The 26283-nt window shown below is 38.8% G+C and carries 25 protein-coding genes and 1 other annotated feature; of the genes, 19 read left to right on the plus strand and 6 right to left on the minus strand.

Features of this window, described 5'->3' with window-relative positions:
* Nucleotides 1-159 precede the first annotated feature (159 nt).
* Both IGI80_RS03660 and IGI80_RS03665 read left to right on the plus strand, forming a co-directional pair.
* Nucleotides 160-537: a DUF956 family protein gene (locus IGI80_RS03660; protein WP_002356033.1), complete on the plus strand. Its 378-nt coding sequence runs from the start codon at nucleotides 160-162 to the stop codon at nucleotides 535-537.
* Nucleotides 538-784: 247 nt separating this feature from the next.
* Entirely contained in the window at nucleotides 785-1312 is a 528-nt protein-coding gene (locus tag IGI80_RS03665; protein WP_002356034.1) for an HdeD family acid-resistance protein, read from the plus strand.
* Nucleotides 1313-1359: 47 nt separating this feature from the next.
* On the opposite strand, the gene IGI80_RS03670 is transcribed toward IGI80_RS03665, so the two are convergent.
* Entirely contained in the window at nucleotides 1360-1563 is a 204-nt protein-coding gene (locus IGI80_RS03670) for a hypothetical protein (protein WP_002381332.1), read from the minus strand.
* A 197-nt stretch (nucleotides 1564-1760) separates the two neighbouring features.
* Between IGI80_RS03670 and IGI80_RS03675 the strand changes: the two genes are divergently transcribed.
* The 5 genes from IGI80_RS03675 (at nucleotide 1761) to mprF (ending at nucleotide 8751) form a co-directional block, all read left to right on the plus strand.
* Nucleotides 1761-2531: a MurR/RpiR family transcriptional regulator gene (locus tag IGI80_RS03675; RefSeq protein ID WP_002387434.1), complete on the plus strand. Its 771-nt coding sequence runs from the start codon at nucleotides 1761-1763 to the stop codon at nucleotides 2529-2531.
* A gap of 148 nt (nucleotides 2532-2679) precedes the next feature.
* A complete protein-coding gene (gene malX / locus IGI80_RS03680; protein WP_002378674.1) occupies nucleotides 2680-4248 on the plus strand; it encodes a maltose/glucose-specific PTS transporter subunit IIBC in 1569 nt (522 codons plus the stop codon).
* Between the two features lie 14 nt (nucleotides 4249-4262).
* Nucleotides 4263-5477, plus strand: coding sequence for a MalY/PatB family protein (locus IGI80_RS03685; RefSeq protein ID WP_016635155.1), 1215 nt, complete (start codon nucleotides 4263-4265; stop codon nucleotides 5475-5477).
* 99 nt (nucleotides 5478-5576) lie between these two features.
* Nucleotides 5577-5957 carry a RidA family protein gene (locus tag IGI80_RS03690; RefSeq protein ID WP_033598408.1) on the plus strand — a complete coding sequence of 127 codons (381 nt, stop codon included), beginning with the start codon at nucleotides 5577-5579 and terminating at the stop codon, nucleotides 5955-5957.
* A 202-nt stretch (nucleotides 5958-6159) separates the two neighbouring features.
* The gene (gene mprF / locus IGI80_RS03695) at nucleotides 6160-8751 is read left to right on the plus strand and encodes a bifunctional lysylphosphatidylglycerol flippase/synthetase MprF (protein WP_438722688.1); all 2592 of its coding nucleotides are present in this window, start codon (nucleotides 6160-6162) and stop codon (nucleotides 8749-8751) included.
* Nucleotides 8752-8787: 36 nt separating this feature from the next.
* Here the strand turns inward: mprF and IGI80_RS03700 are convergent, their stop codons facing one another.
* The 3 genes from IGI80_RS03700 to IGI80_RS03710 form a co-directional block, all read right to left on the minus strand.
* Entirely contained in the window at nucleotides 8788-11403 is a 2616-nt protein-coding gene (locus tag IGI80_RS03700) for a YfhO family protein (protein WP_002413969.1), read from the minus strand.
* Between the two features lie 544 nt (nucleotides 11404-11947).
* Nucleotides 11948-12457: a ClbS/DfsB family four-helix bundle protein gene (locus tag IGI80_RS03705; protein WP_438723404.1), complete on the minus strand. Its 510-nt coding sequence runs from the start codon at nucleotides 12455-12457 to the stop codon at nucleotides 11948-11950.
* A gap of 7 nt (nucleotides 12458-12464) precedes the next feature.
* Nucleotides 12465-12932 carry a VOC family protein gene (locus IGI80_RS03710; protein WP_438722689.1) on the minus strand — a complete coding sequence of 156 codons (468 nt, stop codon included), beginning with the start codon at nucleotides 12930-12932 and terminating at the stop codon, nucleotides 12465-12467.
* A gap of 64 nt (nucleotides 12933-12996) precedes the next feature.
* Between IGI80_RS03710 and IGI80_RS03715 the strand changes: the two genes are divergently transcribed.
* Complete coding sequence (locus IGI80_RS03715) at nucleotides 12997-13944, plus strand: helix-turn-helix transcriptional regulator (protein WP_002404711.1); 948 nt, start codon at nucleotides 12997-12999, stop codon at nucleotides 13942-13944.
* A 91-nt stretch (nucleotides 13945-14035) separates the two neighbouring features.
* On the opposite strand, the gene IGI80_RS03720 is transcribed toward IGI80_RS03715, so the two are convergent.
* Both IGI80_RS03720 and proB read right to left on the minus strand, forming a co-directional pair.
* Nucleotides 14036-15289, minus strand: a complete 1254-nt coding sequence (locus IGI80_RS03720; protein ID WP_002385467.1) for a glutamate-5-semialdehyde dehydrogenase — start codon at nucleotides 15287-15289, stop codon at nucleotides 14036-14038.
* A complete protein-coding gene (gene proB, locus IGI80_RS03725; RefSeq protein WP_002389550.1) occupies nucleotides 15276-16091 on the minus strand; it encodes a glutamate 5-kinase in 816 nt (271 codons plus the stop codon). Before proB ends, IGI80_RS03720 begins: the two co-directional genes overlap by 14 nt.
* 319 nt (nucleotides 16092-16410) lie before the next feature.
* Between proB and IGI80_RS03730 the strand changes: the two genes are divergently transcribed.
* The 11 genes from IGI80_RS03730 to IGI80_RS03780 all read left to right on the plus strand — a co-directional run bounded on the left by IGI80_RS03730 (nucleotide 16411) and on the right by IGI80_RS03780 (nucleotide 26249).
* Nucleotides 16411-16896: a dUTP diphosphatase gene (locus tag IGI80_RS03730; protein WP_002359232.1), complete on the plus strand. Its 486-nt coding sequence runs from the start codon at nucleotides 16411-16413 to the stop codon at nucleotides 16894-16896.
* A gap of 78 nt (nucleotides 16897-16974) precedes the next feature.
* Nucleotides 16975-18345, plus strand: coding sequence for a DNA repair protein RadA (gene radA / locus IGI80_RS03735; protein ID WP_002356050.1), 1371 nt, complete (start codon nucleotides 16975-16977; stop codon nucleotides 18343-18345).
* Nucleotides 18346-18448: 103 nt separating this feature from the next.
* Nucleotides 18449-19594, plus strand: coding sequence for a PIN/TRAM domain-containing protein (locus IGI80_RS03740; RefSeq protein ID WP_002368622.1), 1146 nt, complete (start codon nucleotides 18449-18451; stop codon nucleotides 19592-19594).
* 18 nt (nucleotides 19595-19612) lie between these two features.
* Nucleotides 19613-20086, plus strand: coding sequence for a 2-C-methyl-D-erythritol 2,4-cyclodiphosphate synthase (ispF, locus tag IGI80_RS03745; RefSeq protein WP_002407586.1), 474 nt, complete (start codon nucleotides 19613-19615; stop codon nucleotides 20084-20086).
* Nucleotides 20087-20138: 52 nt separating this feature from the next.
* Nucleotides 20139-21596, plus strand: a complete 1458-nt coding sequence (gene gltX, locus IGI80_RS03750) for a glutamate--tRNA ligase (RefSeq protein WP_002389540.1) — start codon at nucleotides 20139-20141, stop codon at nucleotides 21594-21596.
* Nucleotides 21595-21801: a binding site (T-box leader), on the plus strand. (Overlaps the previous gene by 2 nt.)
* 64 nt (nucleotides 21802-21865) lie before the next feature.
* Complete coding sequence (gene epsC / locus IGI80_RS03755; protein WP_002356054.1) at nucleotides 21866-22405, plus strand: serine O-acetyltransferase EpsC; 540 nt, start codon at nucleotides 21866-21868, stop codon at nucleotides 22403-22405.
* Nucleotides 22398-23810 carry a cysteine--tRNA ligase gene (gene cysS, locus IGI80_RS03760; protein WP_438722692.1) on the plus strand — a complete coding sequence of 471 codons (1413 nt, stop codon included), beginning with the start codon at nucleotides 22398-22400 and terminating at the stop codon, nucleotides 23808-23810. Before epsC ends, cysS begins: the two co-directional genes overlap by 8 nt.
* Entirely contained in the window at nucleotides 23807-24205 is a 399-nt protein-coding gene (locus tag IGI80_RS03765; RefSeq protein ID WP_002356056.1) for a Mini-ribonuclease 3, read from the plus strand. The genes cysS and IGI80_RS03765 overlap by 4 nt, the downstream gene beginning before the upstream one ends.
* Entirely contained in the window at nucleotides 24195-25052 is an 858-nt protein-coding gene (rlmB, locus tag IGI80_RS03770) for a 23S rRNA (guanosine(2251)-2'-O)-methyltransferase RlmB (protein WP_002378685.1), read from the plus strand. Before IGI80_RS03765 ends, rlmB begins: the two co-directional genes overlap by 11 nt.
* A gap of 14 nt (nucleotides 25053-25066) precedes the next feature.
* On the plus strand, nucleotides 25067-25597 hold the full coding sequence (locus IGI80_RS03775) for an NYN domain-containing protein (RefSeq protein WP_002356058.1): 531 nt from the start codon (nucleotides 25067-25069) through the stop codon (nucleotides 25595-25597).
* 85 nt (nucleotides 25598-25682) lie between these two features.
* Nucleotides 25683-26249, plus strand: coding sequence for a sigma-70 family RNA polymerase sigma factor (locus tag IGI80_RS03780; RefSeq protein ID WP_002356059.1), 567 nt, complete (start codon nucleotides 25683-25685; stop codon nucleotides 26247-26249).
* Nucleotides 26250-26283: the final 34 nt, after the last annotated feature.

Raw genomic sequence — 26283 nt, forward strand, 5'->3', positions numbered from 1 at the left:
ATGACGAGGTAAGTTTATTACTTCTAATCAAAAAAAGCGGAAGAGAAGTCGAGAAACTTTTCTTCCGCTTTTTTAAACAAAGATGTAATTTTGTTTGTTTCGATCAGGAAAGAAACGTATAATAAAGAGGAATTAGTCGAATGAAATGGAGCAGATAACATGGTACAATCATTAAACACAAAAGTTGATTTAGTTATAGATGCGACGGCATTTACAGGATTAACAGATTATGGACAAATTATGATAGGTGACCGCGGGTTTGAATTTTACCATGCCAAAGATCCACGTAAGTTTATCCAAATTCCGTGGGAAGAAGTCGATTACGTGTTGGCTTCAGTAATGTTCAAAGGAAAATGGATTCCTCGTTATGCGATTCAAACCAAGAAAAATGGGACGTATACGTTTGCTTCAAAAGAGCCGAAGCGAGTGTTACGAGCTATTCGTGAATATGTTGACCCAGATCATATGGTCCAATCTTTGAGTTTCTTTGATGTCATAAAAAGAGGGATTCTCTCGATTGGGAAAAAGAAAAAATAATTTATAACTGTTACTTTTTTATAAACTAGATGAAAAAGTAGCGGTTTTTTTGTAGGAAAACGAGGGACTTATTTATACAAAAAAGGCACAATTTTGCACCAAAAAAGAGACAATCAAGTGATACGTTGTTTTTAATGGAGTTATCATTGAAATGGTTTTCAGAAAGCACGATGAAAATATTTGACACCTTGTAAAATAGTAGTAACATAATAAGTGTAATAAATTATTTTATAGAGGAGTGAGTGTCATGGAACAACGACAACATCATGGAATGGACTGGGGTTCATTAGTATTAGGAATTCTATTTGTTCTGACTGCATTAATTTCTTTCCAAAATCCTGCCGGTAATTTAATTGCCATTGTGATGGTTTTTGCGATTTTTGCTATTATTAAAGGGATTTTTGAAATTTTTGTACGTAATCGTATGAAAGAATTGCTAGGCTACAAAGCTTATGCACCAATCATCTTAGGGATTATTGATATCCTAATTGGTGTTTACTTATTGTTTAACTTAAATATTGGTGTCGCTGTGTTACCATTTGTTTTTGCAATTTGGTTTTTATTCGACTCAATTTTCGGCTTATTTACTTTAGATTTTGCTAAAAGAGTAAGCACAGGTTACTTCTGGTTCACATTAATTGTTGACGTTTTAGGGATTATCTTAGGTGTAATGTTATTATTTAATCCATTGTCTTCAGCATTAACTCTAAGCTTCTTAGTTGGCTTCTACTTTATGATGTTTGGTATTAGCAATATTGTATATGCTTTTAGATAAAAGAAGTAAAAAAAACAGGTTTTCCGAAAAGGAAAACCTGTTTTTTTTTAATAACGACGGCGGCAGTTGCCATTATTTCCCGAAATTGTTCGAACAAGCCACACGATAATCGCTACGGGAACTAAAATTTTTACTGCTAGCCACAATAAGCTTCCCACGATACCGACAACGGCACTAAAGAGTGAACCGACAACTAAAAATAAAAGGACCACTAAAAGAATATTTATAAACATTGGTCGTTGATTATTCATACGTACTACCTCCAAATTTTTCCTGTTTTCTATATACAGAGTATAGCAAGAAAGCGCAACAAACACCTCCATCGGAAGGCTGATTTTTTTCTCTGGCGAATGATGGAGCCGCTGTTGGTTATTTTGGACTTTCTTATTGAAATAATCAGAATATTCTGGTGTATAATTATAAAAAAGGATTTAAAGTGAGGGATTGGATGTCGACTGAGGGATTAATCGCTTTGTTAGAAAAGAAACGAAATCATTTAAGTAAAATTGAAAATCAAGTACTGGATTATATTTTGACGCATATGACGGAAATTAGTTCACAAACCATTTATGAGGTGGCGCAGGCGTTGTTTGTCTCAACAGCCACTATTTCTCGGACAGCAAAACACTTAGGTTATCGAGGCTTCCAAGAATTAAAATACGCAATCGTCCAATCGGTGCAGAGCGAGAGCACAGAAAGCGATAGTCGTAGTTTTCAAGCTATTACGCAACAGTTGATTGCCAATGTGCAAGATAGTTTTCAACAAATGGATGAAGCCAAAGTCGCGGAAATGCTTAAAATGATTGAGCGTGCGAATACGATTGAAGTGTTCGGTGTTGGTGGCAGTTTTCCTATTTGTACTGATTTTGCACGAAAGCTAACATTTTTAGGAAAAAAAGCCTATGCACGATCTGATTGGGATGAACAAGCGGCAGCAGTTAAGAATCTGGACGGACAGGATTTAGCCATTTTTGTCAGTTATACAGGAGAAACTAAGGGGATTTTAGCGTATGCACGTGTAGCGCAGGAACAGCAAGTGCCGATGATTAGTTTGATTTCGACTAAAGGAAGCACCTTGGAAAAATTGTCGACGACGACGTTATTTGCCAAAGGGACGACACGTTATCATCAGCGCGTAGATTTAAGTTCAAGAATTGCTGTCATTTGTTTGTTCGATACGGTTTTATTAATGTATGCAGAGGCAAAGCAGCCGCGGTAATTTTATGCAACACCATACTAAATGATGTAAGGGGATACAGAAAGAGTGTAGCCTCTTTTTTCTTTGTTTTGGGCTAGTTATAATGAGGGCAATGAATGTAAACGCAATCATTTTTAGTTTTGTAAAGAATGAATGGAGGAGTTAAGAAATGGCAGTAAAGAAAAAGAAAGCGACTTTCTGGGAGTTTTTCCAAGGATTAGGTAAAACGTTTATGTTGCCAGTGGCTTTATTAGCTTTTATGGGGATTTTGTTGGGATTAGGAAGTTCTTTTTCCAGTGAATCCATGATTGAAACGATCCCGTTTTTAGGAAAGCCCGCAGTAAAAATTATTTTCCAATTTATGTCGACAATTGGTGGTTTTGCGTTTGCCTATTTACCTGTCATGTTTGCAATGGCCATTCCGTTGGGGTTAGTTCGGAAAGAAAAAGGAATTGCTGCGTTTTCAGGTTTCGTAGGCTATACGGTGATGAATTTAGCGATTAATTTCTATTTAGTGCAGACGAATCGCCTCGTGGATCCTGAGCAGTTGCGGGAAGCCGGCCAAGGAATGGTTTTTGGGATTCAAACGATTGAAATGGGTGTTCTTGGTGGAATTATCGCTGGGCTTATTGTCTATAAGTTGCATAATCGATTTTATACGGTGCAACTACCAGATAGTTTTGCCTTCTTTTCTGGCGCACGGTTTGTACCAATTATTACTTCATTAGTGATGGCATTCGTGGGCTTAGTAATTCCGTTAGTTTGGCCACTTTTCGCGCTAATGATTATGGCGATTGGCCAACTTATCCAACGTTCTGGTATTTTTGGGCCTTTTCTGTTTGGGTCAGGGGAACGTCTACTGTTACCGTTTGGGTTGCATCATATTTTGGTTTCCATGATTCGTTTTACTGAAGCAGGGGGTTCAGCGGTGGTGGCTGGCAAAGAAGTGTTTGGTGCGTTAAATATTTTCTATGCAGAATTGCAAAATAATTTACCGATTTCACCAAGCGCAACAGCTTTCTTGTCACAAGGGAAAATGCCGACCTTTATTTTTGGCTTACCAGCGGCGGCACTTGCGATGTATCATACTGCAGCTCCGGCGAATCGACATAAGATTAAAGGCTTACTCCTTTCGGGTGTAATTGCTACGGCTATCACTGGCATTACAGAACCAATTGAATTTTTATTCTTATTTATTAGTCCATTATTATGGCTGTTTCATGTCATTATGACTGGTCTAGGTTTCATGGTAATGGCTTTATTAGGTGTTGTGATTGGGAACACTGATGGCGGGCTACTGGACTTTGTTATTTTTGGCTTGTTACAAGGAACTTATACAAAATGGTGGTGGGTTCTCATTGTCGGCGCTATCTGGTTTGTTGTTTATTATTTCGTCTTTAAAACAGTCATTGTAACCTTTGATTTAAAAACACCTGGACGAGACAAGGTCTTAGATGAGACTGAATATACCGATCAAGAAGTTCAATATAAGAAAACGGGTGGCTATGATGCGCCTGGGATTTTAGCGGCTTTGGGTGGGCAAGAGAATATTCAAGCTATTGATAATTGCATTACGCGTTTACGTTTAGTGTTAGCAGATGCTAATAAAGTAGATGATGACAAATTAAAGCAATTAGGGGCTTTAGGCGTTGTACATTTAGATGCGCAGAATGTACAAGTGATTATCGGAACCAAAGTGACAACGGTCCGTAATCAATTAGAGATGATTTTAGGTTAGAAAAAAGACAGAAGGTGAAGAGTGTGTCGTTTGATAAAGCAATTGATCGACGAGGAACGTATTGTACACAGTGGGATTTTGTAGAAGACCGATTTGGGGAAGCGGACTTGCTTCCCTTCACTATTTCCGATACGGATTTTGCTGTGCCAGAGGCAGTTCTGGCAACATTACAGGAGCGTTTGAACCATCCAGTATTTGGCTATACGAGGTGGAACCATCCGCAATTAAAAGAAGCAATTCAAACGTGGTACCAGACAAGATTCCAGACGAAGATTGAAGAACACTGGATTATGTATACCCCGACCGTTATCTATGGTATTTCTGCTTTGATTCAATTATTGACTAACGAAGGGGAGGGCATTATTTTACAAACACCTGCCTATGATGCATTTTTTAAAGTTATTCAGGAAAATAAGCGGCAAGTAGTGGCGAATGAACTGCTTTATCAAGAGAAGCGCTACAGCATTGATTTTATTGATTTAGAAAAAAAACTAGCGCAACCAGAAAATCGCTGTTTGCTTTTATGTTCCCCGCATAATCCAACAGGACGTGTTTGGGAGCAATGGGAATTAGAGCGAATAGTTTCATTGTGCCAACAGTATGATGTGTTTTTACTTTCTGATGAAATTCATATGGATATCGTTAATAAAGGCCATGTTCATCGACCAATTACGCAATTTGATTATAAAAAATCTGCCATTATTACCAGTGGCACGAAAACCTTTAATTTTCCAGGGCTGATTTTTGCTTACGCCTTAATTCCAGATAACGAATTGCGTGACGCTTTTCAGCTCAAATTAAAAAACGCCGATGGTTTATCATCAACAAGTATTTTGGGAATGCTAGCAACCATGACGGCCTATCAAAAATGTGGTACTTGGGTTGACGAGTTGAATGATTATTTAGCGGAGAACCAACGTTACGTGAAAGATTTTTTACAGACATATTTGCCAAAAATTAAAGTGACGGAGCTGGAAGCCACTTACTTAATGTGGTTGGATGTATCAGCGGCAGTTCCAGATGTGGCCCGCTTACAAGAGGCTTTAGTTTCTGTGGGGAAAGTCGCCATTATGGACGGCTCGATTTATGGCGGTAATGGGCAACGATTTTTACGGTTAAATATTGGCTGTTCGCAAGCAAAACTACACGAGGGACTTGAAAGGATGCGCCAAGGTTTTGAAGCTGTTTTACAAAAGGATGGCACAGCATCAGCGCTTGGGAATAATTGAGAAAAGATAGCATTCCGAAAATGGTTGCAGTACAATGGAAAAATAGAAACAAATAAAATAACAAAAAGTAACAACTTGTCATTTACTGGGGGAAAAGAAATGAAAACAATTAAAACAAAGCAAGCACCACAAGCAATTGGGCCATATTCACAAGCAAAAATTGTGAATGGTTTATTGATTACTTCTGGTCAGATTCCACTGGATCCTGAAACAGGCAAGGTGGTTGGTACAACGATTAAAGAACAAACCAATCAAGTACTGAAAAATATTCAAGGGATTTTAACAGAAGCTGGTAGTGATTTTGCTCATGTAGTCAAAACGACATGCTATTTACAAAATATGGCGGATTTCACGGCATTCAATGAAGTCTATGCTGAGTATTTTAGTGCGGAATATCCTGCACGCACAACGATTGAAATCTCTAAATTACCGATGGATGTGTTGGTGGAGATGGAGATTATCGCAGAAGTAGTGGCGTAAAAAATACAGATAAAAGAGTGAGAAAAAAATCGTCTTAGATTTTTTTCTCACTCTTTTTTTCAATAAAACAATACGATTCAGCCAAAATGTCTAGCCGTGCTGGAAAATTTTCAGCAAATAGGCTACCATGGAAGAAAATCGATAAAACGAAAGTTAAATGAATAGAAAAGAGATATGAAAGAGATATGAAAGAGGCTATAAGATGAAAAAAAATATTAGCCAACTAACGCAGTGGTTGAAAGAACACAGTTTATTATTGAAACTAATTTTTCTTGGTTCTGTATTAGTTTTCGTGGCTAACCAAGTGACACATATCGCTCAAGGCATGACCTGGGCGGATATTTTTTCCACGATGGAACAACAAAGTACGGGGCGTTTAATTGGTATGGTCTTGGCAGGACTATTAGGGGTTATTCCGATGCTCCTTTATGACTATGTAGTCGTTAAGTTATTGGAAAAAGAAGGTAAGCCACCAATGAAACGAATGGATTGGTTAACTTCGGCTTGGGTCACCAATACCATTAATAACTTAGCGGGTTTTGGCGGTGTGGTTGGGGCAACGCTACGGATTAATTTTTACGGAAAAGATGTACCACGGGGCAAGGTTGTAGCAACGGTCTCAAAAGTTGCTCTGTTCTTGATTTCAGGGTTATCTATTTTATCTTTTGTGGCGTTTGTTGATTTATTTTTTATTCGAACCCAAAATGTTTTTCGTGAATATTGGGTTTGGTTATTACTGGGCAGCCTGATTGCGCCAGCGCTCTGGTTTTTCACGTATTTAAAACGGCGAACATTGTTTAAAACATTTTTTCCAAAAGCGGTGCTCCTTTTATTCGGCGCTTCATTAGGCCAATGGCTAGGTGGGATGTTTGCTTTCTTAATGATAGGTCGTTTGATGCAGGTACCAGTTTCGATGGTTTCTGTTTATCCAATGTTTGTTATCGCTACGTTAATCGGGATGTTAACCATGGTTCCTGGTGGTATGGGAACGTTTGATGTCTTAATGATTTTGGGCTTATCACAATTAGGGATTGATCGATCACAAGCGGTCGTCTGGTTGTTGTATTATCGTTTGTTCTATTATGTGACGCCTTTTATGACAGGAGTTATTTTGTTCTTGCAACAAGCAGGCATGAAAGTTAATCAATTTTTTGATAATTTACCTCGGTTATTTTCACAAAAAGTGGCGCATTTTATTTTGGTGGCGGCGTTATATTTTGCAGGAATTATGATGGTTCTATTGTCGACTGTGACGAATTTGTCGAATGTCAGTCGTTTATTCCAAGTATTACTTCCCTTTTCGTTTAATTTTTTAGATCAAACATTGAATTTATTTGTAGGATTCTTGTTATTAGGTTTAGCTCGAGGCATTTCTATGAAAGTGAAAAAAGCTTATTGGCCTACAATTATTTTACTAGGATTTTGTATTGTAAATACGGTGGCACGAACGACTTCGTGGCAGTTAATTGCTGTTTATGCCGTTATTTTATTGGCGGTTATTTTGGCTCGTAAAGAATTTTATCGTGAAAAGTTCGTTTATTCATGGGGCGCTTTAACGGTAGATAGTATTTTGTTTGGCTGCTTGTTTATCGGTTATGCGGTTGCTGGCTATTACGCCGCACGACCAGCTGGTGGCAATCAAGTTATCAATCACTTTTTGTTGTTTCCGTCAGATGATGTTTGGTTTAACGGATTGATTGGTTTAAGTATTTCCTTGATTGGTTTATTCTTTTTGTATCAATATTTAGCCGAAACAACTGTTACTTTAGGTGAGGGGTTTGAGGAAGCGCGGTTGACACGCTTTTTGGAAAAATTTGGTGGCAACGAAGGCAGTCAATTTTTGTATTTAAAGGATTATGGTCATTTTTATTACCAAGAAGAAGGCGAAGATCAAGTACTTTTTGGGTTTCAAATGAAGTTTAATAAATGCTTTGTCTTGGCGGATCCAATTGGGCAACGAGAGAAATGGACAGCGGCGACACTGGCGTTTATGGATCAAGCTGATTTGTTAGGCTATCAATTAGTTTTTTATCGTATTTCGGAAGAATATGTTATGAATCTTCACGATTGCGGCTTTGAATTTATGAAAGTTGGGGAAGAAGGCTTGATTCAATTTGATGAGCTGTCAACAGTGAATCAAACAGCCTGGACGGAAACAGTGACTGAAAAAATAGCAGCAGAAGCAGCGGATTTTCAGTTTGAATTTTATCCCGAAACGATTAGTGATGCCTTATATCAAGAGTTAGAACGAGTTTCTGCGGACTGGTCACGGAATCAAAAAGAGCGCTACTTTATTGGTGGACGGTTGGATCCCGAGTACTTGAAATGCAGTAGCGTGGGCTTGGTGAGACAGAAACAAACGGTCATCGGTTTCATTACTGGAAAAGAAATGGAAAAAGGCAAAAGTATTTCGTATGATTTGTTACGTATTCGTTCAGAAGCACCTGCTTTTACTAGAGAATATTTGTTCACTCGTTTTATTGAAACCTATCAACAGCAGGGCTATCAATTAATTGATATTGGGATGGCGCCGTTGGCTAACGTAGGGGAGAGCAAGTACTCTTTCTTAAAAGAACGCTTTGTTAATATTTTTTACAAGTATAGTTATCAAATTTATGCGTTTCAAGATACACGCAAGCGCAAAGAACAATATGTCACTAGTTGGCAACCACGTTATTTTGCTTATCCTAAGCGGACCAGTGTACTCTTTGCTTTTGTGCAACTTTCCTTGTTGATTACGAAAGGAAGACATCAAAGTGTTTCGCTTGTGGAAGAAGCAATGACTGAAATTTAAAAAAATCACGCGATGACTTAGCCATCGCGTGATTTTTTATTTGTCTTCTTTTTTACGGTTTCGTCTAGCAGGAATCAAGGTTACGTAGGCAACGAAACCACCAGTACATAGAACGAATAACACGATGCCAGGAATCAATCCTTCTGGTAAATAAGAGAACTGAATAGTATGGGTTCCAGCGCTGACAGGAACGCTTAGAAAGGCATCTTTAAAGGCTTTTGGGGTAACTTTTTTGCCATCAATTTTGACACGCCAACCTTTGTCATAAGGAATTGTAGTGACGAGTACTTGATCTTTGTCCGCGGTAAAGGTACCTGAAGCAGAGCGTTTGCCAGTGGTTAAATCAACGCCTTTTTCTTGCACGGCGGAAATGGCTTTTTCAAATGCATTGGTATTTAAGCCAACTACTTGCGGCTGAACAAAACTTACTGCTTTGGTTCCATAAAAACTTACTTTGAAGTTAACAGTTGTATCTTTTGGATAGTAGCCTAAATTATAATATTGGCCAGTAATGCCAATTTGTGATTGCTGACTCGAGCCGTTCACGGTGACCGTCGCAGTGGAACTTTCCAATTGAGCAAAATCCGTTGGGAATAAACTCAAATAAGCTTGCGTATTGGCGGGCACATTGACTGTATAAGAAATCTCTTTGGCTACGTTATGTTGTTTCTCCGTAAAAGTTACGCCAGCTGTATTTTGCGTAATTGTCACGTTATTTTGAAGCGTCATCGTTGGTTGATAAAAGGTAAAATACCGTTCATTGGTATTGGCTAAAGCATTTAGTAAATTTGTTTGACTACCTAAATTATCATTGAGAGGTTGCCGAACATTGTAAATCTCTTTGTCTGCTAAAAATCCTAACGGCAAAGCATTTTCGTTACGATAAAGCTGATATTTACCAGCAGCTGCTTGTCGCTCAAAGCCGAATTTCATTGGATTGTTTTCAGCAATATTGTATTTAATGCCCATCAAAGCATCCATTAACAAGGTATTATTTTGGTAACGAATATTTAAATTCGTGCCTCGTGAGCGGAAACCTAAGGCGTTTAGGTATGTTGAAGAATGTCGGTTCCGCACGGAAGAAAACATGCTAATGCCACTGTAGCCATAGTTAATGCCGTCATTGGCCGAAACACCATTTAAATTTTCCAAGCGGTAAAAGGTATCATTTTCTTTTTTTGTTTGATCGACTAGATTTTTTAAGTCAGGATAAGGTTCAGAATACAAACTACGTGATGCATAGTTCCAATCATCTAAAATACCAGTGACCATCGCCCGTGTATTAATGATTGCTTCACCAGAAACGAGCAGTAATAACAAAATCACTAAGTATTGCATAGGCGCTTTTTTCAATTGATAAAAAGCAATCCCGAAAAAGTATAATAGTAAAAAAGTTGCCGTTAATACGAAAGAGGTTAAAGTCACAAACGTATAACTAGTAGCACCTTTTGTGCCCATTGCAAGAGCAAAAATTGCTAAAAGAATCAAAATCAAGCCGCTTAAGACGCCGAGATCATCCTTTTCAAATTTTTCCCAACCATAACCAGCAAGCAAAATAACTAGGAATGAAAAGAGGAAACTATAGCGGAAAAGAAACATGTTCGGCGCATGCATACCGTGCCAGAATAAATTTAAGGGCGTGATGTAAAAGCTAGCAATCAATAGGACAAACAAACTGCCAAAAAGTAGTTTGTTTTTCAATGGAATTTCTTTCGTAACGAAATAGAAGAGACAAAAAATCAAAGGCAACAACCCAATGTAAATAAAAGGAATGGACCCATATTTGGTTGTATCGTAAACGCCAATCATATTTTTCATAATAATATCTAAAAAGGCAGTCGCTTCTGTTTTAAAGGTTGTAATTTCAGAAAGAGTTTCACCATTGGTTCGTAAATCTAAGACAGCAGGTAAGACCATAATCATGGATGCTCCACCAGCTAAAAGAGAAGTAGTAAAATACGCAACGATTCGAGATTTATATCGTTGCCAGTCTGTAAACGTTCGTGCAAAATAGTACAGGAAGGAAAACAACCCAATCATAAAGCCAAAATAATAATTTGTAATGAAAAGCAAGAAATAACTGACAAACAATAATGTCGGTTTTCGTTGGTCCATTAAACGATGAATTCCTAAAATTACGAGTGGCAGATAAATAAAGGCATCCAGCCACATAATTAATTCTGAATGGGCCACAATGAAGGACATTAGCGCATAAGACACACTTAAAGTCACATGGGACCATTTAGGAATCTTAAAGGTTTGTTTTGCCAAGAACCAAAAACTCAAGCCGGCACTCCCAATTTTCAACAACGTTAGGAAATAGAGCGCATCAGGCATGTTTTGATTGTTAAAGAAAAAGACGAGCGGCGTAAATAAGCCACCAAGATAATAGGAAATTAAGGACAAGTAGTTTAGTCCCAAAGAAGCATTCCACGTATAGAAAAGACTTTGTTTTCCATGAAGAACATTGTTAAAGCTTGCGTGAAAATTTGAAAATTGAGAAAAGGCATCGCTGGCTAAAACACTGCGACTACTTCCTGGATAAATCCCAATACTCAAATAGATAATTGCCATAATTAAAAATGGAATGAAGAAACTGGCTAACATATAAGGCCAGTTGTTTTTTAAAAACTGCCTACTTTTATTTTTCATAAATAACCTCACCTGATTTTTCGAAAGTACCTATAGTTTATCATACTCTTTATTTGATGTACCAATAGAAGAAAAACTTTAAAATTTTATTAGGATCCTAAGGGTGGAGTGAAGAAGAATTAGGAGTAAGGGATTGACATTCAAATGCTAAATCACCAGATTAAAACAACGAATATTCTCCGAAAAATTGCTGAAAACACCCTGTGGATAACTTTGTGCATAACTCTGTTGAAAACCACAAAAAAGCTTTTTATCTCGGTTTATCCACAAGGATAAGTTTTCGAGTTGCTAAAAAAAATAGACGCAAGTTCAGAAGGCCTGCTTGCTAAAAGTAAAGGAATCCCTAAAGTTGAAAGAAGATGAAAACGTTATTAAAACAACGTTTTCATCTTCTTTTTTCTAGAATTTACAAAGATTTAATGTCGAACAAATAAGCACTGTGGAAAAGTTTTTTGGAAAAAACAAGAAATTTCATCCACAAAGTTTTCTGTGGAGAATTTAAAAATGCTTGTCAAGCTTTTTTTGAAAAAATGTGGATAACTTTTTAAAGACACACTTTTTTCCATTTGCGAATTTGCGTTCGGAAACTAGTAAAAGGGGCAACGCTATTAATGTGAATCCATTTCCAAAGAGGCCATTGTGCTTTGGTGGTCGCCCAAGCCCGTTGTTGAGGTAAAAATAATTCGTCTTCGGAAAGCGAGTCAATCCAATGAAGTAATTTTTCTAAGGTGTCTTGCAACGCAATCAGCTGACTTTCTAAACTCATTTGTCCATAGGTTTGATAAAATGATTGATAGAGAGCACCCAGTTGATTCCATTTATAACCTTCAGCTGGCGTTTGAACGGTCAGACCACGTTGTTCTTGTTCTTCCCAAGAAAGCAGCAAGTTGAGCCAGCCTAATTGATAGGCTAAGTTCTCTGAAGGTGTTTTAGCTACTGTTTCAATTCGGTGATCTTTAAGTGTTTCAGGAATTTCTGCAAATTCAGCTAAATATTTTTGTGAAGCTATTTGAATGGCCTCAATCAAGGTTTCTTTTGATTCATAGGTTCGCATTCTTCGGTTAACGTCCTTTCTTGGTAGGATCTGCTTGTTTTTCATGAGTAATTTGAGTGACTAAACCAAAAGGATCTTTCACAATCGCATAAAATGTTGCAAATTCATTTTCAATTGGTTCTTGGATAATACAGGATTCGGGATGGCACGTGAGTTTTTCAAAAATTGTTTTGGCAGAGTGACGGCTGTCGACGGTTAAGCTGAGGGTCAATTGTTCTGTGGGCGTGGTATTCATTCCTGCAAACAAAGGATTATCAGCTAGTTGTAATTGAAAAGTGTCCATTTGTAAAATCGAGTGAGAAAGCCAGTGTTCTTCGCCAGCGGGAATGGTCAAAGAAGGATTTAAACGCTCTTTAAATTCTTGATTAGTAATTTTAAAAAGAATATCACCAGCAAAGGCTTCTTGGTAAAACGTCAAGGCTTCCGTTGCTCGTCCGCTTAAGACCATAAAAAGGGCAAATTGTGTGTTTTTCATTGTTTGAACCTCCTAAGGTTGATAAGATAAGCATAACAATAAAAGGTGTCAAAAAGTGACACCGATGGAGGGAAAAATGAAAAAATCAGAACGTTTAAATCAGGAACTTTTTTTCTTGAGAACCCATCCTCAGTTTAATTTAAATCAGTTAATGAAAACTTTTGGGATTTCTAAAAGCACAGCTTTGCGGGATATTGAAGCTTTGGAACATTTAGGCGTGCCGCTATATGTGGAGAATGGTCGTTATGGTGGCTATCGAGTTTTAAACAAACCGTTGTTGCCGCCGATTTATTTTAATGAAAACGAAGTGTTAGCGATCTTTTTTTCGTTACAATTACTGAAATTAGTTGCAGAGTCACCGTTTGGTCATTCCTATCAGCAAATTAAGCAAAAATTATTGCATTCTTTAGATGAACCAACCCAATTTAAAATCAGTCAAATGAGTAAGGTCGTCTATTACGAAGGAATTGAACAAGTAGAAGCACCAGGCAATTTAGAGCAGCTGTTTCATTGTATTTTGGCGCAACAAGTAATTCAGTTTAACTATACCAGATATGAAGCAACAACGAAAAAAATCTTACCAACCCGGTTAACTATTTTAGAAGGGTATTGGTATTGTTCAGGCTATGATGTGACTAAAAAGGCTTGGCGTACTTACCGCTGTGATTTTATGGAGGCTATTCAGCAGTTAAACCAAACACTGGATTTTACGACTGAAGAACTGAAAGAATCGTATCGCCATCAACAAACGACGGCACGTACGATTCCATTTAAAGCAATCATTACAGAAAAAGGCAAAGAATTTTTTTATAAACATCGCTTTGACAATATTCAGTTGGAAGAAACGCCCACGCAGTGTTTTTTAGTTGGACAGATTCATCCAACAGAAACACAATTTTTAGCCAACTATTTTATGGGCTTTGGTGAAGAAGTGACAATTTTAGAGCCAGTCCAAGTGAAACAAGCATATGTAGAAAGTATAATGAGGATTCAAAAAAAATATCAAGAATAGATTGTGGAACTGTGAACAATCTCATGTGTAAAAATGCACATTGGAGAGGAGAAAGAAAAACCCTTGATTTTTAAATCAAGGGTTTTTCTTTCTAAGAACGTGCTTGCCCATTTCCATAAATAACATATTTTGTCGAAGTAAGCTCTGCTAAGCCCATAGGTCCACGGGCATGTAATTTTTGCGTACTAATGCCGATTTCGGCGCCAAATCCAAATTCAAAACCGTCCGTGAAACGAGTTGAAGCATTCGCATAAACAGCGGCTGCATCCACTTGTTGTAAAAATTGTTGTGTGGCAAAGTAATTATCACTAATAATACTTTCAGAATGTTTTGTATTATAGCGATTAATATGCTGGATGGCTTCGTCTAAAGAATCAACGACTTTCACTGCTAAGATAAAGTCGAGAAATTCCGTTTCCCAATCTTGTTCAGTCGCTGGAATGGCTTCTTCAAAAATTGCTAACGCACGTTCATCTGCCCGAAGTTCCACGTGAAACTCCTTCAAGGCTTTTTCAATTGTTGGTAAAAAGGCTTCAGCCACTTCTTGATGAATTAATAACGTTTCGGCGGCGTTACAGACAGAAGGACGTTGACATTTAGCATTGACAATAATTTCAGTTGCCATTGTTAACTGGGCGTCTTTGTCCACGTAAATATGACAATTGCCTGTGCCCGTTTCAATAACAGGAACAGTGGCTGTTGTCAAAACAGTTTTGATTAAGTTGGCGCCGCCACGCGGAATGAGGACATCCAAGTAGTCATTTAAGCGCATAAGTTGTTGGGCTGTTTCTCTAGAAGTATCATCAACAAATTGAATGAGATGGGGAGAAACGGCTTCTTGTATTAGCGCTTCTTGTAAAATTGTCACCAATATCTGATTGGAGTGAAACGCTTCTTTTCCGCCTCGAAGAATAACAGCATTTCCCGATTTGAAACAAAGGCTAGCGGCATCTGTTGTCACGTTTGGCCGCGATTCATAAATGATTCCAATAACACCTAAAGGCACGCGTTGTTGCCCAATTAACAGCCCCGCTTCATTGCGCCACATTTTATCTACTTCCCCAATTGGATCGGGTAAAGTAGCGACTTGGCGTATGCCCTCGGCCATCGCTGTGATCCGTTCTTCTGTTAAACGTAAGCGGTCTTGCATTGTTTCAGAAATTCCGTGGGTAGCGGCTTGCTCTAAATCTAATGCGTTTGCTTGTAAAATGCGGGGTGCATTGGCTTCAATGGCTGCGGCCATTTTGTTTAACAAAGTATTTTTTTGACGAGTATCCATCAAGCCTAGCGTATAAGAGGCTTCTTTAGCTTGTTGCCCTAGTTGCTTTAAATCAGTCACTTTCATGCCCTCCTTTAATAAATAACGTACCGATATCTTTTCCTTCTAAAATTTCAAAAATGATTTTTGGCTGCTTTCCGTTTGCTAAAATCATCGCCTGTTGATTAGCTAACACACGTTCAGCAGCTTTTAATTTACTAGACATCCCACCAGTGCCAAAGCGGCTCCCCTTACCACCGGCTAATTGGAACAAGTCTTCATTAATTTCATTGATTTCAGAAAATAACGTGGCTTCTTTGTTGACAGTAGGGTTGTCTGAAAAGAAACCATCAATATCTGATAACATAACTAACAAGTCAGCTTGAACAATTTGGCAGACAATGGCAGACAATTGATCGTTATCCCCGAACTTGGTTAAGTGATCCAATTCTTCAATTGCGACAGTATCATTTTCATTGACGATAGGAATAATATTCATTTTTAACAGTTGTTCAAAAGTATTGGTAACATTATTGCGACTTTCAGGATATTCAATAACATCACGAGTTAATAAAACTTGTGCCATTTGTTGGCTATAGGTTGAAAACCGCTGATTATAAATGTTCATTAATTCTGCTTGGCCGACTGCAGCGACTGCCTGTTGTTCGGGAATTGTCGTTGGGCGCACAGATAGATTTAATTTATTCAGTCCGACACCAATTGCGCCAGAAGAAACTAAAATAATTTCTTTGCCTTGGTTGCTTAAATCACTCAAAGTAAAGGCTAATTGATCAATTGCTTTTAAGTTAATATTGCCATTGGGATAAATCAGAGAACTGGTTCCGACTTTGATCACAATTCGTTTGGCCTGTTGGAGTTTGTTTCTCATAAGTGCCTCGTTTCTTTTTACAGTAAAATTTGACACTCATTATAACAAAATCAGCGGCTACTAGAAAGTGCTAAATAATGAATAGTAAAGAAAGTTTAATGAAAGTGTGAACTTTTTGAGGGAATCTTGGGACTTTTTGGGATTTGGTCTGTTTATTTTAAGAGAAGATGATAGACTAAAAGAAGGAAAATAAACAAAAATTCTCCTCTTTTTTGCGTAGTCTAGATTAACTGGGCTTTTAGAAATGAGAAACTTACTAAAAACAACCAGAGTATCAGAGATTATGGTAAAATAGGAGTAGTTTAGACAGTAGGGGAGAATGGATATGAAACAACGTGGTTTTGAGATTATTTCTAAGTATCAAGAAGAGGGCTTGAGTGTCCCACAACGAGCAACAAAAGGTGCCGCGGGGTATGATTTTCAAGCAGCCGAAACGGTCGTTGTACCAAGTCTTTGGAAGTTACAACAAGCTGGAGAAAATCCCAAACCAATTTTAGTTAAAACAGGAATTAAGGCGTATATGCCTGATTCTGAATATTTAGAATTGGTAAGTCGTTCTTCGAACCCGCTAAAACGATTCCTACTTTTAGCGAATGGTGTCGGAGTCATTGACAGTGATTATTATAATAACGAGAATAACGAAGGACATATCATGTTCCAATTTTTAAACTTTGGATATGAAGATGTTGTCATTGAAAAAGGTGAACGAATTGGCCAAGGGATTTTTAAGCCGTTTTTATTAGCGGATGATGACCAAGTCGAGGCAGAAAGAACGGGCGGTTTTGGTTCGTCTGGACAAAAATAAAGCCCATTTTTTCAGTAGGCAACGTTATTCAAACCATTTAATAAATGTTAAAATAAACAACAGATAAGGAGATTCTACATGGCAAAAAAAGCAAAAGTTCAATTTGAATGTCAAAGCTGTGGGTATGTGTCTCCAAAATATCTCGGCCGCTGTCCTAATTGTGGACAATGGAATTCGATGGTGGAAGAGGTTATTCAAGATACTTCTGATCGTCGTGCTAGAGTAAGTTTGACTGGTAAAAAGACACAACCACAACGGCTATCTGAAGTCGTACCTAAAAAAGAGCCGCGTGTAAAAACTGAATTAGTGGAGCTGAATCGGGTTTTAGGTGGTGGCGTTGTTCCAGGTTCGTTAGTTTTAATCGGTGGCGATCCCGGAATAGGTAAGTCAACATTGCTCTTACAAGTATCGCAACAATTAGCAGCCACAGGTGGCACGGTTTTATATGTTTCTGGTGAAGAAAGTGCTGAGCAAATTAAATTACGAGCGGAGCGTCTAGGCACCGTCAACGAGACATTTTACTTATACGCAGAAACAGATATGCACGAAATATCACGAGCCATTGAAAAATTAGAACCAGACTATGTCATTATTGACTCGATTCAAACAATGACGCAGCCAGATGTTACCAGCGTTGCTGGTAGTGTCAGTCAAGTCCGAGAAACAACTGCCGAATTATTGAAACTGGCAAAAACGAATGGGATTGCCATTTTTATTGTCGGACACGTAACGAAGGAAGGGTCTATCGCAGGGCCACGGATGTTGGAACATATGGTAGACACGGTTCTTTATTTTGAAGGAGATAAGCATCACACCTTTAGAATCTTACGGGCTGTCAAAAATCGGTTTGGCTCAACGAATGAGATTGGTATTTTTGAAATGCAGACACATGGATTGGTTGAAGTTATGAATCCTTCTCAGGTCTTTTTAGAAGAACGTTTAGAAGGAGCCACCGGATCTTCGATTGTGGTAGCAATGGAAGGTTCACGCCCCATTTTGGTGGAAATCCAAGCGTTAGTTACCCCAACGATGTTTGGCAATGCCAAGCGAACGACCACCGGGTTGGACTTTAATCGCGTTTCTTTAATCATGGCGGTTTTAGAAAAACGGGCAGGCCTTTTATTACAAAACCAGGATGCGTATCTAAAAGCGGCTGGTGGAGTCAAAATTAATGAACCAGCTATTGATTTAGCGTTAGCAATCAGTATTGCTTCTAGCTATAAAGAAAAAGGAACCTCATCTTCAGAATGTTTCATTGGTGAGATTGGTTTAACTGGTGAAATCCGCCGCGTGAATAGTATTGAACAACGAGTGCGTGAAGCGCAAAAACTAGGCTTTACAAAAGTCTATGTCCCTAAAAATAACCTTGGTGGCTGGGAAGCGCCTGAAGGGATTGAAATTATTGGCGTTTCAACAATTGGTGAAACGTTAAGAAAAGTTTTTAAATAATGAAAAAAGTAGAAATAATCCGTTTAGGTTGTTAGTGGCGTATGATTTTTGTACGCCCCACAACACTAGACGTCTTTATTAAATAAACGAGGAGGATGGCTATATGCAAAAACGAATCATCACGTTGCTGATGATCATTGCTGGTGCAAGTTTAGGAATTTCTCTTTTCCCAATGGCTTGGGAAATGGCTAAGCAAGGCAATAACAGTTGGTTAAACAATAACTTTACGAACGGATTAATCGGTGCAATTATTTTCTTTATTTTATCTTTAGGGTTAGCAAAGTATATTGTTTCCGCTGTCAAAAAAATCGAAGCAGCTTTAAATGAAATGAGTTTAACCTATTTATTATTTGGAAGTATTGGTGCCATCATTGGTTTAACAATTGGCGTCATTATCTCCATTCCAATGTACAACTTACAAATTCCTGTCGTGAATAGTTTACTGCCAATTCTAGTTATGATTATTCTGGGTTACTTAGGTTTCCGAATGGGAACAACACGGATTGAGGAGTGGAAAAAAGTTTTTACACCTCGCCAAAAGAAAGCAAATACGGAAGACACCGAAGGACAAATGTTGGAACGTAAAGTGGAAGACAACTTCCATAAATACAAAATTTTAGACACCAGTGTCATCATTGATGGCAGAATCTACGATATCGCTAAAACAGGCTTTTTAGAAGGTGTTTTGCTCATCCCTAACTTTGTTTTATATGAATTACAATACATTGCTGATTCTGGAGACAGTTTAAAACGGGTGAGAGGTCGTCGTGGCTTAGATATTTTAAATGCTTTACAAAAAGAAGAAGGTATCTCCGTTGAGATGTATGACGGAGATTTCGAGGATATTTCTGAAGTAGACAGTAAATTAATCAAATTAGCAAAATTATTAGATGGCGTGGTTGTGACCAATGACTACAACTTAAATAAAGTCTCTGAATTTCAAAATGTGCCTGTTTTAAACATTAATGCTTTAGCTAATGCTGTGAAACCAGTGGTGATTCCAGGTGAAACGATGAATGTGATGGTTGTAAAAGCCGGAACAGAGCGTCAACAAGGGGTCGCTTACTTAGATGATGGCACAATGGTTGTGGTAGAAGATGGCCAGCATTACATGAATGAGCAAATCGAAGTGGTCGTCACAAGTGCTTTACAAACCGCAGCTGGGCGTATGATTTTTGCCAAACCGGCACACGCGGGTCGCGGGATTAATGATCGCAAGGATAACCATCCTAAAAACGATAAAAATTAAGCAAAGTGAGGACTTAGTATGATTCGAATCGGTCAAGGTTTTGATGTTCATCAATTAGTTCCGCAACGACCTTTAATTATTGGTGGGGTTACTCTTCCTTATGAAAAAGGTCTGTTAGGTCACTCAGATGCCGATGTTTTAACACATGCAATTATTGATGCAATCCTTGGTGCCGCTGGTCTGGGTGATATTGGGCAACTGTTTCCCGAAACCGATCCGCAGTTCAAAAATGCGAATTCTGTAAACTTATTAACAAAAGTAAATGAAAAAGTTGGGCGGTCGGGCTTTACTATTGGCAATATTGATTGTACAATTTTAGCGGAAGAGCCAAAGATGAGCCCATACTTGGCAGAGATGAAAAAGAATCTAGCCGCGAGTTGCCACTTAGCGGTCACACAAGTGAACATTAAGGCAACGACCATGGAAGCGATGGGCTTTGTTGGTAAAAAAGAAGGAATCGGCGCAATTGCCGTTGCTTTATTGGAAAAATAACTGAAAACGACGTTAAACCGTCTGTTTTTAAAAAATGGAAAGAGGAATGAACATGACGAAAGTTCGTGTGCGTTACGCACCAAGTCCAACTGGACACTTGCACATTGGGAATGCAAGAACAGCATTATTTAACTACTTATTTGCCCGCCACAATGACGGAGAATTTATCATTCGTATCGAGGATACCGACCAAAAACGGAACATCGAAGACGGCGAGAAAAGTCAGTTGGAAAACTTAGCATGGTTAGGGATGGAATGGGATGAATCACCTGCTCATCCGGGAGAATATGGTCCATATCGTCAATCAGAACGTAAAGAAATTTACCAACCATTGATTGATCAATTATTAAGTAGCAATCGTGCGTATAAGTGTTATTGTACGCCAGAAGAATTAGAAGCAGAACGTGAAGCACAACAAGCTCGTGGGGAAATGCCTCACTACGCAGGCACTTGTGCGAATTTAACACCTTCTGAACAAGCAGCCAAAGAAGCGGCTGGTCTAGAACCAGTGATTCGTTTCCGTGTGCCACGTAACACAGAATACAAATTTGATGACATCGTGAAAGGTGAAATTACTTTTGAGTCAGATAACATTGGTGGCGATTTTGTCATCCAAAAACGCGATGGGATGCCAACGTATAACTTTGCCGTTGCAGTAGATGATCACTTAATGAAAATTTCTCATGTTTTACGTGGCGATGATCACATTGCGAACACACCAAAACAATTAATGATTTACGAAGCGTTTGAATGGACACCACCTGTCTTTGGCCATATGACCTTAATCATTAATTCAGAAACTGGCAAAAAATTGAGCAAACGTGATGAAACAATTTTACAATTTATTGAACAATACCGTGAATTAGGTTACTTACCAGAAGCCATGTTCAACTTTATTGCTTTACTAGGATGGTCTCCTGTTGGCGAAGAAGAAATCTTCTCACAAGAAGACTTGATTAAATTGTTTGATGAACAACGCTTAAGCAAGTCACCAGCGGCCTTTGATGCGAAAAAATTAGAATGGATTAACAATCAATACATGAAACAAATGGACTTAAGTGAACTAACAGATATGTGTCTTCCTTATTTAGTCGCTGACGGTCGTGTTGAAGAAAATCCATCTCCTGAAAAAATCGAATGGTTAAAACAATTAGTTAGCTTGTATCAACCACAAATGAGTTATGCAGCTGAAATTGTGGAACTATCAAACTTGTTCTTTAATGAACATCCAGTTTTAGATGATGCTGCGAAAGAATTCTTGCAAGGAGAAACAGTGCCAACTGTGTTACATGCGTTTAAAGAACAATTAGAAGCCTTGGACGTTTTCGATGTCCCAAGTATTAAAGCAGCGATTAAAGCCGTCCAAAAAGAAACCGGCGTTAAAGGCAAAAACTTGTTTATGCCAATTCGAATTGCTGTTTCTGGACAAATGCATGGTCCTGAATTAGGCGAAACCATCGAATTATTAGGCAAAGAAAAAGCATTAGATCATTTAAATAAAGTGTTATAAAAACACAAAGAATAGAAGAAGTAGACAAGCAGATGGATTTCAGAGACGCTGTGGGTGGTGAGAACAGCGAGCATCTTTTGTCGAAATGCATCTATGAGTGGCTTTGGTGAAAAAAGTAACCGAAGACGTCGGCAGGCGTTAACTGTATCGAGGCAAGAGCTAGTTCTTGTGAAGAAAAGTGGAACCACGCATGGGCGTCTTTTAAGCAACGTTTTTTTGTTGCTTAAAAGACGTTTTTTATTTTTGTATAGTAGAAAGGAGTTCACCATATGAGTTGGTTGAAACGTAGCGTCGCAGCTGTTAAAAGAAACGATCCTGCAGCGCGGACCACACTAGAAGTTCTTTTAACGTATCCTGGCTTGCACGCCCTGTTTTGGCATCGCTTGTCTCATTTCTTATATAGGCATCAGTTGTTTTTGTTGGCGAAGATTCATGCACAATTTTGGCGTTTCATAACGGGCGTAGAAATTCATCCCGGAGCCACAATTGGAGCGGGAGTTTTTATCGATCACGGCATGGGCATTGTGATTGGGGAAACCGCGGAAATAGAAGAAGATGTTGTTTTGTTTCACGGAGTGACGTTAGGTGGGACCGGTCGTGATACGGGTAAACGCCATCCAACAGTGAAAAAAGGAGCGATGATTTCGGCACGAGCTCAAATTTTAGGGCCAGTTGTGATTGGTGAACGTTCAAAAATTGGTGCGGGTGCTGTTGTTATTTCAGACATCCCAGCAGATGCCACAGCTGTGGGTGTTCCTGCGAAAGTCGTTCGTCTAAATGGAAGAAAGGTGGAAAAAGGGCATGATTAAAATTTATAATACATTGACCAGAGAAAAAGAAGTATTTACGCCAATTGAGGCGCATAAAGTTCGGATGTATGTCTGCGGACCAACCGTGTATAACTATATCCATATCGGTAATGCGCGCAGTGCGATCGCCTTTGATACGATTCGTCGTTATTTTGAATATCGTGGGTATGAAGTGAATTATGTCTCGAACTTTACAGATGTCGATGATAAAATTATCAAGGCAGCTAAAGAATTGAAAATTACTGCGCCGGAAGTGGCGGAGCGTTTTATCAAAGCCTTTGAAGAAGACACGCAAGCATTGAATGTCCAACCAGCAACGTTACATCCTCGGGTGATGGACCACATGCCTGATATCTTAGCTTTCATCGACGTTTTAATTGAAAAAGGTTTTGCTTATGAGGTCGCAGGTGATGTGTATTATCGCACCCGTAAATTCCCTAATTATGGTAAATTAAGCCATCAATCAATTGATGAATTAGAAGTGGGGGCAAGTCAACGAACTGGCGTTGAACAACAATTAAAAGAAGACCCATTGGATTTTGCTCTTTGGAAAAGTGCCAAAGAAGATGAAATTTCTTGGGATTCTCCTTGGGGGAAAGGACGTCCCGGCTGGCATATTGAATGCTCTGTCATGGCGACAAAACACTTGGGAGAGACGATTGATATTCACGGTGGTGGACAAGATTTAGAATTTCCACATCATGAGAATGAAATTGCACAGAGCGAAGCCAAAACAGGCCATACCTTTGCCAATTACTGGATGCATAACGGCTATGTCACAATTGGTGAAGACGATGAAAAAATGAGCAAATCCCTAGGTAACTTCATTACTGTTCATGAAATGATTCAAAAAGTGGATCCGCAAATTTTACGTTTCTTTATGTCCACCACCCAGTACCGTCGCCCGATTCGTTATAGCGAAAGCACTCTAAAAGAGGCAGCAGCCAATTATCAAAAATTGAAAAATGCGTTTGAAAATTTACGTTTTAGACAAGCAGATGCGGTCGCAAGTTTGCCAGAGGATGAACACTATTTGGCTCAATTAAACGAATTAGAACAACGTTTTATTACGGAAATGGACGATGATTTCAATGCAGCTAACGGGATTACGGTCGTTTATGAATTAGCGAAGATGATGAATCAGTACAGTGAACAAGCGACAGTTTCGGAACCAGTTCTAGTGGCGATGGATAAGCTTTTCAGTGGCTGGTTAGCTATTTTTGGTTTATTCTTTAAAAACGAAGAATTAGTGGATGCACAAGTCGATGCGTTAATTGAAGAACGGAACCAAGCACGGAAAGACCGTGATTTTTCCCGAAGTGATGAAATCCGCGATTTATTAAAAGAACAAGGCATTGTTTTAGAAGATACTCCGCAAGGAACGAGATGGAGAAGAAGTGAATGAGAGATTACAAACAATTAAACGGTTTAGCTTTGGCCTATGTTGGCGATGCGATTTATGAAATTTACATTCGTGATTATTTAGTTTCCTTAGGACAAACGAAACCGAATGTTTTGCATCGCATGGCGACACATTACGTGTCAGCAAAAGCCCAAGCAAGCTTAATGCAAGCGATGTTAGCGGGAGAAATGCTAACGGAGGAAGAAGAAGTGATGTACAAACGCGGTCGGAATGCTAAAAGTCACACCTTTGCCAAAAATGCTGATGTTACGACCTATCGGGTAGCGACCGGTTTCGAATCCTTGATGGGTTATTTACATTTAACACAACAAAAAGAACGTTTAGAAGAATTAATTAACTGGTGTATCAAGAAAGTAGGTGAAACCAATGAAAAATGAAAAATCTCGTCCTTTTAAAAAAGGTAAGAAACGTCCAGAACGTTCAGATAAGCGTTCAAAAGAACGGAACCCACGACCAGCGACAGCAGGTGCTGATGGAACCTCAGAAGAGCTAGCAGATAACTTTGTCTTTGGTTTCCATGCCACTGTTGAGGCGTTGCAGCAAGGACGCGGAAATAAATTGTTTTTACAAGAAGATGCTCGTGGCGAGAAAATTGAGCAATTAAAACAAGCAGCGAAAGAACAGGCTGTTCCAGTCAAATGGGTGCCTAAAGCAAAATTAGATACGATGAGTGATCACGGCGTGCATCAAGGCATGGTTTTAGCAATCACGGCGTATCAATATTTAACTTTAGAAGAATTATTGGAACAAACAAAAGAAAAGACAGCAACACCATTTTTCCTAATTTTAGACAGTCTAGAGGACCCACATAACTTTGGCTCAATTTTGCGAACTGCTGATGCGACAGGCGTGGACGGTATTATCATTCCGAAACATCGTGCAGTGGGAATTACACCAACCGTAACCAAAGCATCAACAGGGGCCGTGGAACATATTCCAGTGGCTCGTGTAACGAATCTAGCGCAAAGTATTGCAACGCTAAAAGAGAATCAATTTTGGATTTTTGGTACAGATATGTCTGGGACGGATTATCGTCGCTGGAATACACAAGGCGCAATTGCCTTAATCATCGGAAATGAAGGTCGTGGCATGAGTCAAGGTCTTCATAAAGAAGTGGATGAATTATTAACGATTCCAATGACTGGACACGTTCAAAGCTTAAACGCTGGTGTGGCTGCAGGCTTGCTAATGTATGAAGTCTATCGTGGCCGCAACCCATTATAGAAGAAGGCGATTGTATGAAAAAACAATTGTTAATCGTTGATGGCTATAATATGATTGGTGCTTGGCCAGAATTGGTCCAGTTGAAAAAGCAAGAGCGTTTAGAGGATGCGCGTGAACTGCTTCTTAGTCGTCTGTCCAATTATGCCAAATATGAAGGGTTGGAAATCATTGTGGTCTTTGATGCCCAATTAGTCCCAGGTATTCAGCAAACGTACAAAAAGTACCTTTTGACCGTGGTTTTCACCAAAGAAGATGAAACAGCAGATAGTTATATTGAACGTCTAGCTGGTGAAAAAAATGATCGTTTAACGCAAGTAACAGTCGCAACGAGTGATTTGGCTGAACAATGGGTGGTCTTTTCACAAGGTGCATTGCGGACTTCGGCCAATGAACTTTACAAAGCTGTCCAGAAAACAGAAAAGACGATTGCCATTCATGCAACGGATATCCATTTCCAGCAATTTCGTCGAAATTCTCCATGGAACGTGGAGCAGTTATCAAAACTTTCTGAGAAGCTAGAAGAATTGTCTCAAAAAAAAGATTAAACAAATGTTCGCTTAAGTCATAAATTTCTAACATGCTATGCTCTCCTAAATCATTCGATACGTTTATCGAAAAGGAGGGCTTTTTATGTTAGAACAGATTCAACAAGCATTAGCAGGAGACCAAGAACAATTTCAAGCCTTATATGGGCAATATCAGCCAGTGATTTATAAGTGCATGAAAAAATACTATTTAAAAGATTATGATACTGAAGACTGGCTTCAAGAAGGACGAATTGTCTTCTTTCGGACGTTAGAACGATTTGATTCAGAAAAACAAGCATCATTAGGAAAGTTTTTTAAACGAAATTTTGAAAATCACGTACATAGCTTAATTCGCCATCAATGCGCCTATAAGCGGCGAACAGATACCTTGTCTATTTCTCTGGAACAACGATTAGAAAGCGCTGGTGAAGAGTTAGTGGACTATTTAGGGACAGCGGCTACCGACCCATTAGGTCAATTAATGATTCAAGAAAAATTGGCAGCTTTTCCGACACGTCTTTCCTCGTTGGAACAACAAATTTTAAACGCATACTTAAAAGGCTACACGTTAGAAGAAATCGCTAAAGTGCGTGGGGGAACTTTTTCAGCTGTCCGAAGTGCCTATGATCGTGCCAAAGCAAAAATGAAATATACATTAGAAAATGAATAAAAATTCGACAAAACAGCCGGTTTGTCGAGCAAAA

It is taken from the genome of Enterococcus sp. DIV1420a, from assembly GCF_051712165.1.
GTDB classification, from domain to species: domain Bacteria; phylum Bacillota; class Bacilli; order Lactobacillales; family Enterococcaceae; genus Enterococcus; species Enterococcus faecalis.

Coding starts and splice junctions, on each gene's coding strand:
- cysS (WP_438722692.1), top strand. CDS start 22,398: ATGATTAAAATTTATAATACATTGACCAGAGAAAAAGAAGTATTTACG.
- IGI80_RS03675 (WP_002387434.1), top strand. CDS start 1,761: ATGTCGACTGAGGGATTAATCGCTTTGTTAGAAAAGAAACGAAATCAT.
- IGI80_RS03665 (WP_002356034.1), top strand. CDS start 785: ATGGAACAACGACAACATCATGGAATGGACTGGGGTTCATTAGTATTA.
- IGI80_RS03670 (WP_002381332.1), bottom strand. CDS start 1,563: ATGAATAATCAACGACCAATGTTTATAAATATTCTTTTAGTGGTCCTT.
- mprF (WP_438722688.1), top strand. CDS start 6,160: ATGAAAAAAAATATTAGCCAACTAACGCAGTGGTTGAAAGAACACAGT.
- IGI80_RS03700 (WP_002413969.1), bottom strand. CDS start 11,403: ATGAAAAATAAAAGTAGGCAGTTTTTAAAAAACAACTGGCCTTATATG.
- IGI80_RS03705 (WP_438723404.1), bottom strand. CDS start 12,457: ATGCGAACCTATGAATCAAAAGAAACCTTGATTGAGGCCATTCAAATA.
- IGI80_RS03720 (WP_002385467.1), bottom strand. CDS start 15,289: ATGAAAGTGACTGATTTAAAGCAACTAGGGCAACAAGCTAAAGAAGCC.
- proB (WP_002389550.1), bottom strand. CDS start 16,091: ATGAGAAACAAACTCCAACAGGCCAAACGAATTGTGATCAAAGTCGGA.
- IGI80_RS03775 (WP_002356058.1), top strand. CDS start 25,067: ATGAAAAAACAATTGTTAATCGTTGATGGCTATAATATGATTGGTGCT.
- radA (WP_002356050.1), top strand. CDS start 16,975: ATGGCAAAAAAAGCAAAAGTTCAATTTGAATGTCAAAGCTGTGGGTAT.
- rlmB (WP_002378685.1), top strand. CDS start 24,195: ATGAAAAATGAAAAATCTCGTCCTTTTAAAAAAGGTAAGAAACGTCCA.
- IGI80_RS03660 (WP_002356033.1), top strand. CDS start 160: ATGGTACAATCATTAAACACAAAAGTTGATTTAGTTATAGATGCGACG.
- gltX (WP_002389540.1), top strand. CDS start 20,139: ATGACGAAAGTTCGTGTGCGTTACGCACCAAGTCCAACTGGACACTTG.
- ispF (WP_002407586.1), top strand. CDS start 19,613: ATGATTCGAATCGGTCAAGGTTTTGATGTTCATCAATTAGTTCCGCAA.
- IGI80_RS03730 (WP_002359232.1), top strand. CDS start 16,411: ATGGATATGAAACAACGTGGTTTTGAGATTATTTCTAAGTATCAAGAA.
- IGI80_RS03710 (WP_438722689.1), bottom strand. CDS start 12,932: ATGAAAAACACACAATTTGCCCTTTTTATGGTCTTAAGCGGACGAGCA.
- IGI80_RS03715 (WP_002404711.1), top strand. CDS start 12,997: ATGGAGGGAAAAATGAAAAAATCAGAACGTTTAAATCAGGAACTTTTT.
- IGI80_RS03740 (WP_002368622.1), top strand. CDS start 18,449: ATGCAAAAACGAATCATCACGTTGCTGATGATCATTGCTGGTGCAAGT.
- malX (WP_002378674.1), top strand. CDS start 2,680: ATGGCAGTAAAGAAAAAGAAAGCGACTTTCTGGGAGTTTTTCCAAGGA.
- epsC (WP_002356054.1), top strand. CDS start 21,866: ATGAGTTGGTTGAAACGTAGCGTCGCAGCTGTTAAAAGAAACGATCCT.
- IGI80_RS03690 (WP_033598408.1), top strand. CDS start 5,577: ATGAAAACAATTAAAACAAAGCAAGCACCACAAGCAATTGGGCCATAT.
- IGI80_RS03765 (WP_002356056.1), top strand. CDS start 23,807: ATGAGAGATTACAAACAATTAAACGGTTTAGCTTTGGCCTATGTTGGC.
- IGI80_RS03780 (WP_002356059.1), top strand. CDS start 25,683: ATGTTAGAACAGATTCAACAAGCATTAGCAGGAGACCAAGAACAATTT.